Raw genomic sequence first — 14,373 nt, forward strand, 5'->3', positions numbered from 1 at the left:
AGTGTGTAAGACCTGTGGTCAAGCAGGTTGCAATGTACCGTGTTTTACATTGCCGGGAGTGATCGTCTTGCGAGCAGACTGCTCGACCGACCAGCCGGGTCATTTGCTTGAAGGTGTCTAACCGCGAAATCCTGTGCTTCCTGCAGTTCTGCCACCGCGCCATCATAATCGAGATGAAGTGCCTTGCCCGCTTCGACCACTGCCCGGCCATCCACATAAACAGCCTCAATCGCCCGTTCTGCAGCACAGTGCAAAAGGTTGCGCAAGGGATCGTAAACGGGCTGCATGGCCGAATGCTTCAGGTCGACCAACAGGAAATCGGCCTTGGCCCCCAGTGCTATCCGGCCGATATCGCGTCGGCCGAGCGCACGTGCTCCGGAAAGCGTGGCGGCCTCGAACACATCCGCTGTGCCGACGTCGAAGACCGAACGGCCGGCAATGCGCGAGCAGATCATTGCCTGGCGCATTTCCTCCAGCATGTTGAATGGATAGCTGTCGGTTCCAAGCCCCACATTGACGCCGCGGCGGCGGTAGCGGCCGAGCGATTGCAGCACCATGCCGCTGCGCGAAAAGGTCACCGGGCAATGCGCGACCGTGGCACCCCGTTGAGCGAGTAGGTTAAGATCGGTATCGGTCCGCTGCCGCGTCCAGGAATGGCCGTCGACAAAGATGCAGTGTCCGATGATGAGGTCCTCGCCAAGCACGCCCAACTCGTCAAGGTACTGGACCGCGGTCAGGCCTGTGCGGCGCATTAGTTCTTCATGCTCGGCCATCGTCTGGGCCGCGTGCACAGTAATGGGCACATTGCGCGTTCTGGCTGCCTCTGCCGCTGCCTGCAACAGTTCGGCGGAGCATGTCTCGACCTGCGAGGGCGAGACGATACCGCCCAGCCTGCCGGACGGATGCGCGCGGGCCGTATCGACAACCTCCAGCGCCCGGGCAAACGCCTCGCGGCCCCTGCCCTTGTCCCACGTGAGATCAAGGCGGCGGCTGTCTTCGACGTGCCATGCGGCTTCGCGGAAGCCAGGTGCCACATAGGCGCGGGCGCCGCTCTTTGCCAAGGTCGGCAGCCAGCTGTCATGCGGGCCGGCAATATCGACAAGGGTCGTAACGCCGCTGCGCATCAGATCCCCCAGCATCAGTGTCAACGAGGCCTCGACCGCACTGTCGCTGATCTCGATCAGGTTGGAATATTCATAAAGAGCGTTGCCCCAGAGAGCAGCCGTGCCCTCATCTTCAAACAGGCCTTTGGAGATCGGTTCCTCACCGGAATGGCAGTGCACGTTGACGAACCCGGGCAGCACCATTTTGTCCTTGCCGGACATTTCGTGCGTGAACGCACCCTCATACCGGCCGCCGACATGGATGAACCCACCGGTATCGAAGGCTATGTCGCCATCAGCGATATAGGCATGTCCTTTCCGGTTTTCGTCATAACCGACGATCGTGCTTGCGTTGCGGATGACATGAATATCGTTAGCCATGGGTGACCCTGAAATGCTGTTCGAGGAAGCGGCTGTACAGGCCCATCAGGGCGCTGAAGGTGAAATAGACTGCGGCGGCGAAGACATAACCTTCGAGAACGGCAATGCCTTGCCATTCGGGATCCCGTAGCGCCGAGCGTACGGTGTCGAGAAAATCGAGCAGGCCGACGATGGTGACAAGCGTCGTATCCTGGAAAAAGCCGATGAACAGCCCGACCATCGGCGGTATGACTTCCTTCAAGGCCTGCGGCAGGACGATTTTTCGCATCACCTGCCAGTAGGACAGGCCAAGCGATGATCCCGCTTCGAACTGGCCTTCTGGAACATCCTGCAGGCCGCCGCGAACGATTTCGGCGATATAGGCGGCGGCAAAGATGATGATGGCGACCTGCGCGCGCAGAAGCTTGTCGATGGTCACACCCTCCGGCATGAACAAGGGCAGCATTACCGTTGCCATGAACAGGATGCTGATCAAGGGAACGCCGCGGACGATCTCGATGAAGCCGACCGCAAGAACGCGGATCGCCGGCAGGCTTGAGGCGCGCGCAAGTGCAAGCCCGATGCCGAGCGGCAGGGCGCAGACCAGCCCGATGAAAGAGAGCATGAACGACAGCGGCAAGCCACCCCAGCTCGACGTCGGTACCGGCGACAGGCCAAAGACCCCACCCGCCATCAGGACATAGAGCATCGGCAGAACCACAAGCAGCCACGCATACAGCAGCGCCCGGCTCCAGAAGCGGGGTATCATCGAGATCAGGCAGCTCGTCAGAAACAGCATCAGTGCCAAAAGCGGCCGCCATTGCTCTTCGAACGGATAGAAGCCGAAGATCATGTAGCGGAGTTTTTCGGCAAGAAATGGCCAGCACGCACCGCTGCTGGCCTTGCAGGCTGCGCCATCGCCGGAAAAGACGGCATTGACCACCAGCCAGCCAAACGCCAGCTTGCCCAGGAAAAAGATCGTAGCCATCGAGACAAGGCTGATCATGGAATTCAGCGGCGTGCCGAAATAGGCCTTGGCCCATCCAGAACGCCGCGCGGGCGGCTTGGCAGCGCCGACCGGCAACGGAAGAGCTTGAGTTTCGGCCATCAGCGCACCTTCAGCGCAACACGCGCATTGTACCAGTTCATCGCCAGCGAAATGGTGATCGACAGGCCGAGATAGACACCCATGAAGATGGCGATGGTCTCGATCGCCTGCCCCGTCTGATTCATGACGGTGTTGGACACCATCACCAGATCCGGATAGCCGATGGCAATCGCCAGCGAGCTGTTCTTGAAGACGGTCAGGTAGGTGTTGGTCAGAGGCGGAATGATCAGGCGCAGGGCCTGCGGCAACACGACCAGACGCATCACCCGTGAACGATGAAGTCCAAGTGCTGCGGCAGCCTCCCACTGTCCCGGCCCGATGGCCTGGATGCCGGCCCGCACGATTTCGGCAACGCTGGCGGACACACTCAGAAGAAGCCCGAACAGCAAGGCAACGAATTCCGGCCGTACATGCAGGCCACCGGTCAGCCGGAACCTGCCGGCCTGCGGAATATCCCAACCGAAGGAAACAAGGCCCAGTGCCCAGAGAATGAGGGGCGGCAATACCAGTGCGAGGCAGGCAAAGGCCATGCCGTGGTTGGACTTTCCGGTCGCGACCCGCCGTTGCTGGCTTATGCGCCGGATCAGGATCGCCGCTGCGATACCGGCACAGATGAACAATGCGAAGATCGCAGCGCCGCTTTCCAGGAACACCGCGGGAAGAACCAGCCCGCTGTTGGATAGGTAGACACCAGGCAGGATGTTGAGCGCCTGCTTGACTGGCGGAAACACCATGATGATCAGCGAATACCAGAGGAAGAGATAGAGCAGCAGCGGGACGTTTCGCAGCACCTCGACATAGGCAAGTGCCAAACGCGCCAAAAGCGGATTGCGCGACATGCGGGCCACGCCGACGAAGAGCCCCAGGATGGTGCCGAGGATCGCGGCAAGCAGCGAGACCTTGACCGTGTTGACGATGCCGACCAGGATTGCCCGGCCGATGCTGTCGGTCGGCTGGTAGGCAATCGCCGTTTCGCTGATGACGAAACCGGCCTGCCGCGCCAGGAAGCCGAAACCGGTGGCAATGTTCTGCTTTGCAAGATTGTCGCTCGCTGTCGCAAACATGGTCCATGCCGCCGCAACAACCAGACCGATCGCGCCGATCTGATAGCAGAAAGCGCGGAAACGCATATCATTCAGGAAGCTCATGAAAACTCGCCGCTATTTTGCCGAACGGGAGAAAGCTCGCGCGCTTCATGCGCGCGAGCGATGCACTCAACGGAATGGCGGTGCGTAGACCAGACCACCAGCGTTCCACTGCGCGTTCGGCCCACGTGTCAGCCCAAGCCGCGTTTTCTCACCCAGGCTGCGCTCGAAGATTTCGCCGTAATTGCCGACGGCCTTGATGACGTTGTAGCCCCATTTGTTGTCGAGGCCGAGCATGGCGCCGAGTTCATCAGTGACGCCGAGCATGCGCTGGATGTCCGGATCCTGGCTTTTCAACATCTCATCGACATTGGCCTGAGTAATGCCTTTTTCTTCCGCTGCCATCAGCAGCCAGACCGACCAGGACATGATATCGCGCCAGTTGGAATCGTTCTGACGGACGGCGGGCGCAAGCGGCTCCTTCGAGATGGTTTCCGGCAGCACGAGATAGTCGTCGGGATTATTGGCTACCGCACGGATCGATGCGAGGTCAGAGCGATCTGACGAGATCGCTTCGCAACGTCCGGCGAAGAAAGCTGCCCGGTTTTCATCGGGGCTTTCGAACACCACCAGCTCGAACTTGCCGCCGATCGTGCGGAAGAAATCGCTGAGATTCTGCGCGGTTGTCGTGCCGGGAAGCGTGCAGATGGCAGCGTCCGTCAGCTCCTTGGCGCTGGAAACGCCGAGTGACTTGGCAACCATCAGGCCCTGGCCGTCGTAAAACACCGTCGGGCCGAAATCGAGCCCGAGTGAGGCTTCGCGAGAAAAGGTCTGCGTGGTCTGGCGCGACAGCATGTCGATCTCGCCGGATTGCAGCGCCTGGAATCGGGTGTTGATATTCGTCGGTACGAACTCGATCTTGTCGCCATCACCAAAGACGGCGGCGGCAACCGAGCGGCAGATGTCGGCATCGAAGCCCTGCATCCGGCCCTTGTCGTCCGGCGCAGCAAACCCTGGCGTGGCGAGCGACACGCCGCAGACCAGCTTGCCGCGGGCCTTTACGGTATCGAGCGTTCCCGCCTGCGCGACGCTGGCTGCCAGAAGTGCTGTGGCGGCGGCGCAGATCGCCAGAAATCCTTGTTTCATAGTCCCCTCCCTCGTGGTTTCTTCGCTGTTACGATCGAAGGATGCTTCCGCCCTCCAGCAGAAACCCCACAATCGGCGATCCTCCCGATCGCAGAAATTGTGTACAATGTTAAAATTGATTTGGCAACAAAATCGAATCCAAGAAATGATGCCGTTGCGGCATGCCGGCTACCGGTGGCCTCGCGACCTAAAATGAATTCTTCCCGCTCAAAAGGTTGAAAAGGCCGTTTAACCCAGCATTACCTAACATTTTGGCGGCGAAGGTATCGTTGCGCCAAGCGGAAAGTTGACAATTCAGCATAAAATCCAATAGTGGATAAAATAGTATACAATTAGGCATGGAACGAACCGTGCATTCAGCGAGGACGTCATGAGGATCAAGCTCATCAATCCGAATACAACGTCGTCGATGACGGACCTGATCGGCGCTGCTGCCCGTGCGGTAGCAGCGGAGCGCACCGAAATCATAGCAACGACCTCCAAGTCGGGCGCAGCCTCGATCGAGGGCCATTTCGATGAGGCAATGAGCATTGTCGGGCTGATCGACGAAATCCTTGAAGGGCCGCCGGCAGATGCCTATGTGATTGCCTGTTTCGGTGATCCGGGCTTGCTTGCAGCACGCGAGATCACCAATGCGCCCGTCTTTGGCATTGCCGAAGCGGCCATGCACGCCGCCACATTCGTCTCCACCGGGTTCTCCGTCGTGACGACGCTTGAGCGTACCCGCATCATCACCGAACACCTCGTGCGCACATACGGGATGGAGCATCATTGCCGCCGGGTGCGGGCAACGGATGTGCCGGTTCTCGAACTTGAAAACCCGGACTCGAACGCCCGGGCGACGATCCTTGCCGAATGCGAACGGGCTCTGCGGGAGGACCAGTCGTCGGCAATCGTGCTTGGCTGTGCGGGAATGGCCGATCTGGCGAGCTATCTCGAAGAACGGCTGCAGGTGCCGGTTATCGATGGTGTCGCGGCAGCTGTAAAATTCGCTGAAGCAATCGTCGGCATGGGCCTGAAGACCTCGAAACGCGGTGATCTCGCCCCGCCGCTGCCGAAGATCTATCGTGGAAAACTCTCCGGCTATGGCGCTGCGACCGGAATGGCTCAGCGCGGCGACGTCCTCCGGGCCAGCTGAACCGCCAAGCGCCGCCCGTTTCAGGTGACCGGCTTGAAAAGCGTAGAGAAATCCACGCGCAAGGGCTGATCGGCCAACTCGATCTGCGCTTCGATATGGCGCAAATGGTGTTCCATAACCCGCGCCGCGGCCGCTCCATCCCTGCGCTTCAATGCGTCAATGATATCGCTATGTTCGCTTTGGGAACACGGCACGGCGCCGGGTGATTCATAGAGTGCGATGATCAGCGACGTGCGCGATACCAGTTCCTGCACGAACCCGCGCATCACGGCGTTGCCGGCAAGGGTCGCCAGTTCCAGGTGGAAATCCCCGGACAGTTGAAGCCGGCGTTTCCGGTCGTTGCGGGCAAGGGCGTCGGCTTCCTCCGCCAAGAGGCTGGCCAACCTGCCAATCTCGTCATCGGTGACAGTTGCCGCGAGCTTGGCCACAAGAATGCATTCGACGCCGCGCCGCGCCTCAAAGACCTGCCGGGCCTCCTCTATCGAGGGCTTTGCGACAAAGGCGCCCTTGTTGGGGATGAGATCGACGAGCTTTTCGTGCGCGAGGCGCTGAAGCACCTTGCGGATGATCGTGCGGCTGACGCCGAAAGCTGTCGCCAACGCGTCTTCCTGCAACGGCATTGCCGGCCGGATCTGATGATTGATAATGGCGGCGTAAATCTCGCCGTGAATGCGTTCGTCGGTCTGGCCAGAGCGCTTGCGCGCGGCTGTCGGACGGCTTGGATTGTCGGCACTCTGAGCCGTTTTCGGCACGCTTGGCATGATGATGTCCCACACACGATCCCTCGCCCAGCCTTGGTACGAATGACCACCGCCGATCTGTTTGATGGCTTGGCGATCGCCGGCGCGGCGGAAGGTATAATCGTGATGGCGCAAACTGAAAACGAATACAAGCCTTGTACCGCACTCAACCCCACCGAATGTATACAGAAGGGGTCGAACGCGAAAATCGGCATCGGCAGGGACGCCGGCGTTAACTGCCAGAGGCTGGATCGATCCTGCGGTAACTCGACGAAAAGATTTCCGCGACCGGCGGGTGGTTGAACGTGCGCAGCGGATATTTGGCAACGACGTCTTCGAATTGCTCCTGCGCGCGCTTGCGGTAGGCGCGATCATCGACGCCGGGGATGACGCCGTTCTCCATGACGAAGCGGCCGCCGATCATCACCGTCTGTACGGACTGCGCCGAAGCATTCAGCATCAAGGTCTGGATCGGATCGATGGTCTGCCCCATGAATGGATCATCGAAATCGACGACGATCAGGTCGGCGGCGGATCCAGCCTGCAACCGGCCGAGATCAGGACGGTTGAGCGCATCGGCGCCGCCAAGGGTCGCGGCGTCATAAAAATCCTCGGAACGGCAACCTTCCGTTCCACCTTCCTCGATGCGGCAGAGCATCATGCCGACCTGCATGTTGAGGAATATATCCGGCGGATAGGTGTCGGTGCCGAGACCAATGCGAATGCCCATGTCGCGGTACTTGCGGAACGACTGCAGCGCATTGCCGTGTCGTGCCGAGACCAGCGGGCAATGGACGATCGTGCCGCCGCCGTCGCGCAGGATTTCGAGATCCCTGCCCGGCCGGTCGATGCCGTTGCGGCCGCTGACATGGGTACCATGCGGCAGGATAGCGCGCGACGACAGGAAACCGAGGCTCTCGAGCCATTCGGCCGGGCTCATGCCGCGCAGCTTCAATACACTCTGGTATTCGAACGGAGACTGGCAGCAGTGCAGCCGGATCGGCACATCGAGTTCTTCCGCAAAGGCGGCCGATCGCTTGAGCAGGTCTGGAGTACAGGTCTCGATGCGATCCGGCGCCAGCATGGTCCGGACCAGGCCGTTCGCTTGCCCCTCGAATGTCCGGCAAAACGCTGCGGCATCGGCGAGACCCTTGAAGCCACGATCCTCGTCGAAATGAAAGTCGATGGAACCGTCGCGGCGCACCAGCGAATTGCCGGAACGATAGGCCGGCCCAAGATAGACACGCAGACCGAGATCGCGAGCGGCCTGTGCCGCTGCGGTAAACTCACCAATCGTCTCGCCCCATTGGCGGTAGAACAAGGAGGCGATGGGCAGTGCCGTGGTGATGCCTGAGCGGATCAGGCGCGAGAAGGCATAGCGCTTCTGGAATGCCAGCTGCTCTTCGGAATACATCTCGAAGGGGCCGCTTTCCATGTAAGTTTCCGGCCAGATGCGGCCCTTCTTCACCGCCGGCTGATTATCGAAGCCGAGTACCGTCGTATCGAGGTCCGAGAGGGCATCGAGATCAACGAAGCCTGGGCCGATCAGCGCATTGCCATAATCGATGCGGCGGGCAACCGGACCTTCATAGCCATGGCCGACGAACGCTACGCGGTCGCCGGAAACAACAACCTCGCCATTTGGGTAAAGGCAGTGACGGCCATCGGCGTGGCCAACGACCCAGCGGGCGGTGAGAAGCAGCGTTTCGGTCATTCAAATTCTCATTCGACAGAAAAAAGGGCCTGGCCATCACGGGCGATCGGCTTGCCGCGCTTGAGCACAAGTTTGCGTTTCGGACGGGCGGCGACCGCCTCGGCCACGGTTTCGGCATCGATCAGGACGATGTCGGCAAAGGCACCTTCGTGCAGGCCGTAGCTTTCAAGCTCCATCACATCGGCGCCGCCCTGAGTGCAGATTTGAAGCGCATATTCGACGTCGGCATCGTGGCGGAAATTGTTGCGCAGGCCGATGAACAGCGCACGCTCCAGCATGTCGAGATTGCCGTAAGGACCCCAGGTATCCCGGATGCCGTCTGAGCCGGCGCAGAGACGGACACCGGCGGCGCGCATTTCGGCGGCCGCGGGCACGGCGCGTGACGCTGGGGCTGTGGTGGCAATGGCAATGTCTTGACGCGCCAACTGTTCGGTAAGGGAGGCTGCCCGAGCCCGGTCTGCCATGCCGAGGCAGAACGCATGGCTGATCGTGACCTTGCCGCGCATGCCGAGCGCGCGGGTCCGTTCAATGATCATCTCCATCGAAAAAGCACCGAGATCGTCCGCTTCATGCAGATGGATGTCGATCGGTTTGCCATGCTTCTGGGCAAGGCCGAAGATCGCATCGAGCTGGCCTTTCGGATCGCGGTCAATGCCGCATGGATCAAGGCCTCCAACGACGTCCGCGCCATTGGCAAGCGCCTCGTCCATCAGCTCCAGCGTGCCGGGCCGGATCATCAGGCCCGATTGCGGGAAGGCAACGATCTCGATGTCCATCACATCACGGAAACGCTGTCGCGTTGCCGAAACACCTTCGAAGCACCAGAGCTTCTGGTCGGTATCGATATCGACATGGCTGCGGATGGCTGTCGTGCCGTGGGAGGCAGCGAGCGCCACCTGCCGCGCCGACTGGCGGGCTGGGTCGATGTTCCATTCGCGGCGCAGGCGGCGCTCGGTGGAAATCTTGTCTTCCAGCGTAGGCCCGGCCTGGTGCACTTGCCAACCCATGCCCCACAACGACTTGTCGAGATGCGCGTGTGCCTCGATCAGGCCGGGAATGGCGATCGCTCCGCCGCCATCCTCGATTGCGACCGTACCAGCGTCGCCAAGGCCGATCCGGGCAATGCGGCCATCCCGGATGAGGATGTCGGTCACGCCGCCGCCGAAGGGCCTGACGTTCTTGAGAAGAAGTTCTGTCATGTCTGCACCGCTCGTCTGTTTTACTTACGTCATGCCGGAGCCGGGCGTCCGGCGCGATTTTTCAGGCGTTTGCCTTTTCCGGCTTTGGCTCGCCGTAACCGGCAGCTTCTTCGTGATGTAAGAGCTCGGCCGGGCGCTTGAGCACGAACTGATTGTCGGCAACGATATAGTTGTCGGCATGCAGACGGGCGATCGGCTGATAGACCTCCGGGCGGACATAGTGGCCGCGTTCATCGAGGCATTCGTCGCGCACATACATCTGCACGACTTCGCCGATGACGATGGTTCGGCGTCCATAATCGAGGATTTGCGACACCCGGCACTCCATCGCGCAAGGGGCTTCCTCGATACGGGGGGCCGCCAGTTTGACAGACGGCACGCTGGTCAGTCCGGCAAACTCGATCTCATCGACGTCGCTCGGAAAATTGATTCCGGTGACGATCATTTCCTCGGCAATCGACATATCGACCATGTGGACGACGAACTCGCCCGAGCGCCGGATGTTGGCGACCGTATCCTTGGCCGTTCCATCGGGGCGGGTCTGCATACCGAGGATCAGCAAGGGCGGTTCGTGCGAGAAGACGTTGAAGAAGCTCATCGGCGCGGCATTGTTGCACCCATGTTCATCGATAGTGGTCACCAGCGCGATGGGACGCGGGCCGACAAAGCTGCATAGCAGCCGGTATCGATCCTTCTCAGGCAATTCGGTAAAATCGAAATCCATTATACCCTCTCAAGGTGCTGTCTGCATGGAGTGTTCCATGCCTGCCGGAACGACGGCAGGTCCGCGTCCCTCTTCGGCCGCATGACAGGAGACACGCCCACCGTTTGCATAGGCCCGAAGCACCGGAGCTTCGCTGCGGCAACGGTCGTTGGCAAGCGCGCAGCGCGGGTTGAAATGGCAACCCGGCGGCGGACTGATCGGATTGGGCACCTCGCCGGCAGCCGGGGTCCGGTCACGTTTCGACATGCCAAGATCAGGGATCGTGTCGAGCAGCAGCCGCGTATACGGATGCTGCGGATTATTGAAGAGTTCCGCTGCGGGTGCAACCTCGACGAGACGGCCAAGATACATGACGCCGATCCAGTCCGACATGAAGTTAACGACAGCCAGATCGTGACTGATGAACAGATAGGTGAGCCCCAGTTCGCGCTGCATCTCGCGCATCAGATTGAGGATCTGCGCCTGGACCGAAACGTCGAGCGCTGATGTCGGCTCGTCGCAGACTAGGAACTCCGGCTTGGTCGAGATGGCGCGGGCGATTGAAATACGCTGGCGCTGGCCGCCGGAGAATTCGTGCGGGAACTTGTCGCCATCCTTGGCATTCAGGCCGACGAATTCAAGCAGGCGATCAACTTCGCGGCGCTCCTCCTCGCGCGAGCCGCTCAGGCCATAGGTACGCAGCGGCTCGGCAATGATGTCGCGAACCCGCCAGCGCGGGTTGAGGCTGGCATAGGGATCCTGAAAGATCATCTGCATGCGCTGGCGAACGGCAGCAGGGCTTCCGGCAGGCGCGCGGGAAATATCGACGCCATCGAACGTGATGTTGCCGCCAGAGGGCGTGGAGAGCCCCATGATCAACCGCGCCACCGTCGACTTACCGCAGCCGGATTCGCCGACAAGGCTTAGCGTCTGGCCGCGGGGAATGTCGAGATCAAGGCCGTCCACGGCTTTTACCGACTGTGGCTCCTCCTTCTCGATGAGCCGGTTGAGAAAAGGCTTTGTCATCGCGAAATGCTTCTTTAGCCCCTTCACGGACAAAAGAGTGCGATTGTCTGCGGTTTTCAAACTTGTCGGCATGGCGTTCATTGCGTCACCCCTTCGTAGAGCAGACAGGCGGCCGCACCATCGGCGATCTGCCGCAGTTCGGGCCGGATATGATGACAATTGGCGAAAACCTTCGGACAGCGCGGATTGAAGGCGCAGCCTTTCGGAATATCGGTCAGGCGCGGCATCGACCCTTCGATCTGGATCAGCCGGTCCGGCCGTGGCCCGATACGCGGGATCGAGCCCATCAAACCCGCTGTATACGGATGGCTCGGCTTTTGCAGCACCTGCGCAACCGGCCCTATTTCGGCCAGGCGCCCGGCATACATCACGGCAACGCGATCTGCCGTTTCGGCAATCACGCCCATGTCATGGGTCACCAGGATCACTGCCGCATTGCGCTCGCGGCAGACGCGCTTCAACAGCGCAATGATCTGCGCCTGAACCGAAACGTCAAGCGCGGTCGTCGGCTCATCGGCGATGATCAGGCGCGGCTCGGCACAAAGCGCAAGCGCAATGACAACCCTCTGGCGCATGCCGCCGGAGAACTGATGCGGATATTGGTCGAAGCGCTTGTCGGGGGCTGGGATCCCGACTTCCTCCAACCACTCGATGGCACGTTTGCGCGCATCAGCCGCAGACATCGGCAGGTGCGTCCGGATGGTTTCGACCAACTGCTCGCCAACAGTAAACAGCGGGTTGAGGCTGGTCAGCGGATCCTGAAAGATCGCACCGATATGGCGCCCGCGAACCTTGCGCATCTCGCTTGGCGGCAGATTGTCGATGCGTTTGCCGTCGAGGCGGATCTGGCCGCCGCCGATCCGGCCGGGTGGCTCGAGCAGGCCGATGACAGCAGCGCCGGTCATCGACTTTCCAGCACCCGACTCGCCGACCACACCGAGGATTTCTCCCTGTTCGACAGAGAAGGAGACGCTGTCGACGGCGGTCAGGACACCCTTGCGCGTGGGGAATTCGACCTTGAGATTTTCGACTTCAAGCAGAGCCATGGGATCACCTCAGTTTCGGATTGAGCGCATCGCGCAGCCAGTCACCGATCAGGTTGACGGCAAGCACGAGTACGGCGAGCGTCGCCGACGGAAAGATCACCACCCACCAGATGCCGGAGAACAGATATTCGTTGCCGACGCGGATCAGGGTGCCGAGTGACGGTTGGGTCGCTGGCATGCCGACGCCGAGGAACGACAGCGTCGCCTCCGTGAGCACCGCCATGCCGAGGTTGATGGTGGCCAGTACCAGAACCGGGCCAAGCACATTGGGCATGATATGGGTGAGCATGATCCGCAGCGGGCCGACACCAATGGTACGAGCCGCCTGAACATATTCCCGCTGGCGCTCGACGAGTGTCGAACCGCGCACCGTGCGCGCGTACTGCACCCAGTTCGTCAATCCGATCGACAGAACGAGAACGACAATTGCCGCGCTATCCTGCTGGTTGGCCGGGAGGATGCCACGCATGACACCGTTGATGAGGAGAGCGACGAGGATCGCCGGGAAGCTCAACAGCACATCGGCGATGCGCATGATGATCGCATCGGCAATGCCGCCGACGAAACCGCCGACAAGGCCGAGGAACACGCCGAGGACGGCCGCCAGGATCACGCTGGCGAAACCGACCAGCAGTGAGATACGCAAGCCGTAAAGCAGAGAAGACAAGACATCGCGTGCCTGCGTATCCGTCCCAAGCAGGTAGGCGGGATTGCCGCCTTCCTGCCAGGATGGTGGCAGTTCGCTGTCGAGCAGATTCAATCCGGCGATATCGAAGGGATTATGGGGCGAAATCACAGGCGCAAAGACGGCCAAGAAAACCAGCAATGCCAGCGCGATCGAGGCGATTACCGTCGTCTTGGAGCGGCGGAAACTATAGAACAGGTCGCTGTCGGCAAAGCTGCGCAGCCGCCCGGTGAAGGATGTGTCACTCATGGCCATGTCTCCTTCAGGCGCCACGTCCGCTCGCCCTCGTCGGGTCGGCGCGGAGGCGTGGGTCAATGACGTTGTAGAGAAGATCGACGCTGGTATTGATGATGACGAAGATCAGCGAGACCATGACGAGATAGGCTGCCATCACCGGCACGTCGGTAAAGTTGACTGCCTGGATGAACAGCGCGCCCATGCCCGGCCACTGGAAGACCGTTTCGGTGATGATAGCAAAGGCAATGAGGCCGCCGAGCTGGAGCCCGAAGATGGTGACTACCGGGATGAGCGTATTCTTCAGCGCATGGCGGAAATGGATCGTCTTGTTGCGCAGCCCCCGCGCCTTGGCAAACTTGATATAGTCGGCGCGCAGCACTTCCATCATCTCGGCCCGCACCAGCCGCATGATCAGCGTCAGCTGAAACAGACAGAGCATAAAGGACGGCAGGATCAGCGCCTTGATACCGCTGAGTGTCAGGAAACCGGTCGACCACCAGCCGATGTCGATGACCTCGCCGCGGCCGAACGATGGCAGCCAGCCGAGCCAAACGGAAAAGATCAGGATCAACAGAATACCGGTGACGAATGTCGGTAGCGAGATCCCGATCAGGGACAGGATCTGCAGCCCTTGACTGAGGATCCCGCGCGGCTTCAGCGCGGTGTAGATACCAAGCGGAATACCAAGAACCAAGGACAGGAGCGCTGCCACCAGCACCAGTTCGGCCGTTGCCGGCAGGCGTTCGGCAAGCAAGGCGCTCACGGGACGGCTGTTGCGGTAGGACATGCCGAAGTCGCCCTGGGCTGCATTGGCGACGAACCGTCCGTACTGCATGATCATCGGATCATCCAGATGCAGCCGCTGGCGCACTTCTTCGCGCTGTTCCTGGGTGGCATCCTGCGACACGATATTGTTGACGGGATCGCCCAGGTAGCGAAACATCAGGAAGGCAATGAACGCCACGGCGAGCATGACCATCACGGCCTGAAAAAGACGGCGAACGAGGAATACAAACATCGACCCAACTCCCTTGGGATCACTCGGCGCCGCATCTGCGCGGCCCGGCCAGTCGTGGACGGGTC

The 14,373-nt window shown here is 60.6% G+C and carries 13 protein-coding genes; 1 reads left to right on the forward strand and 12 read right to left on the reverse strand.

Annotated features, from left to right (window positions below):
* Positions 1 to 44 precede the first annotated feature (44 nt).
* The 4 genes from ASC96_RS12475 to ASC96_RS12490 form a co-directional block, all read right to left on the reverse strand.
* Positions 45 to 1,484, reverse strand: a complete 1,440-nt coding sequence (locus ASC96_RS12475; protein WP_060503379.1) for an amidohydrolase family protein — start codon at positions 1,482 to 1,484, stop codon at positions 45 to 47.
* On the reverse strand, positions 1,477 to 2,571 hold the full coding sequence (locus ASC96_RS12480) for an amino acid ABC transporter permease (protein WP_082512050.1): 1,095 nt from the start codon (positions 2,569 to 2,571) through the stop codon (positions 1,477 to 1,479). Before ASC96_RS12480 ends, ASC96_RS12475 begins: the two co-directional genes overlap by 8 nt.
* Positions 2,571 to 3,719 (reverse strand): ABC transporter permease subunit, encoded by a 1,149-nt coding sequence (locus ASC96_RS12485; RefSeq protein WP_060503380.1) that lies wholly within the window; start codon positions 3,717 to 3,719, stop codon positions 2,571 to 2,573. Before ASC96_RS12485 ends, ASC96_RS12480 begins: the two co-directional genes overlap by 1 nt.
* Before the next feature lie 66 nt (positions 3,720 to 3,785).
* On the reverse strand, positions 3,786 to 4,802 hold the full coding sequence (locus tag ASC96_RS12490; protein WP_060503381.1) for an amino acid ABC transporter substrate-binding protein: 1,017 nt from the start codon (positions 4,800 to 4,802) through the stop codon (positions 3,786 to 3,788).
* A gap of 370 nt (positions 4,803 to 5,172) precedes the next feature.
* Here ASC96_RS12490 and ASC96_RS12495 point away from each other — a divergent pair, with 370 nt between their 5' ends.
* Entirely contained in the window at positions 5,173 to 5,940 is a 768-nt protein-coding gene (locus tag ASC96_RS12495; RefSeq protein ID WP_060503382.1) for an aspartate/glutamate racemase family protein, read from the forward strand.
* 20 nt (positions 5,941 to 5,960) lie between these two features.
* Here ASC96_RS12495 and ASC96_RS12500 read toward each other — a convergent pair whose 3' ends face one another.
* The 8 genes from ASC96_RS12500 to ASC96_RS12535 form a co-directional block, all read right to left on the reverse strand.
* Entirely contained in the window at positions 5,961 to 6,701 is a 741-nt protein-coding gene (locus ASC96_RS12500) for a GntR family transcriptional regulator (RefSeq protein WP_162246350.1), read from the reverse strand.
* Positions 6,702 to 6,912: 211 nt separating this feature from the next.
* Positions 6,913 to 8,394, reverse strand: coding sequence for an amidohydrolase family protein (locus tag ASC96_RS12505; RefSeq protein WP_060503384.1), 1,482 nt, complete (start codon positions 8,392 to 8,394; stop codon positions 6,913 to 6,915).
* An 8-nt stretch (positions 8,395 to 8,402) separates the two neighbouring features.
* The gene (locus ASC96_RS12510; protein ID WP_060503385.1) at positions 8,403 to 9,593 is read right to left on the reverse strand and encodes an amidohydrolase family protein; all 1,191 of its coding nucleotides are present in this window, start codon (positions 9,591 to 9,593) and stop codon (positions 8,403 to 8,405) included.
* A gap of 61 nt (positions 9,594 to 9,654) precedes the next feature.
* Positions 9,655 to 10,317, reverse strand: coding sequence for a flavin reductase family protein (locus ASC96_RS12515; RefSeq protein ID WP_060503386.1), 663 nt, complete (start codon positions 10,315 to 10,317; stop codon positions 9,655 to 9,657).
* Positions 10,318 to 10,326: 9 nt separating this feature from the next.
* Positions 10,327 to 11,394, reverse strand: a complete 1,068-nt coding sequence (locus ASC96_RS12520) for an oligopeptide/dipeptide ABC transporter ATP-binding protein (protein WP_082512052.1) — start codon at positions 11,392 to 11,394, stop codon at positions 10,327 to 10,329.
* Between the two features lie 5 nt (positions 11,395 to 11,399).
* Complete coding sequence (locus ASC96_RS12525) at positions 11,400 to 12,368, reverse strand: ABC transporter ATP-binding protein (protein WP_060503388.1); 969 nt, start codon at positions 12,366 to 12,368, stop codon at positions 11,400 to 11,402.
* 4 nt (positions 12,369 to 12,372) lie between these two features.
* The gene (locus ASC96_RS12530) at positions 12,373 to 13,302 is read right to left on the reverse strand and encodes an ABC transporter permease (RefSeq protein ID WP_060503424.1); all 930 of its coding nucleotides are present in this window, start codon (positions 13,300 to 13,302) and stop codon (positions 12,373 to 12,375) included.
* A 13-nt stretch (positions 13,303 to 13,315) separates the two neighbouring features.
* Positions 13,316 to 14,308, reverse strand: a complete 993-nt coding sequence (locus tag ASC96_RS12535; protein WP_060503389.1) for an ABC transporter permease — start codon at positions 14,306 to 14,308, stop codon at positions 13,316 to 13,318.
* Between the last annotated feature and the right edge of the window lie 65 nt (positions 14,309 to 14,373).

Source organism: Rhizobium sp. Root1204 (genome assembly GCF_001424965.1).
Classification (GTDB): Bacteria; Pseudomonadota; Alphaproteobacteria; order Rhizobiales; family Rhizobiaceae; genus Pararhizobium.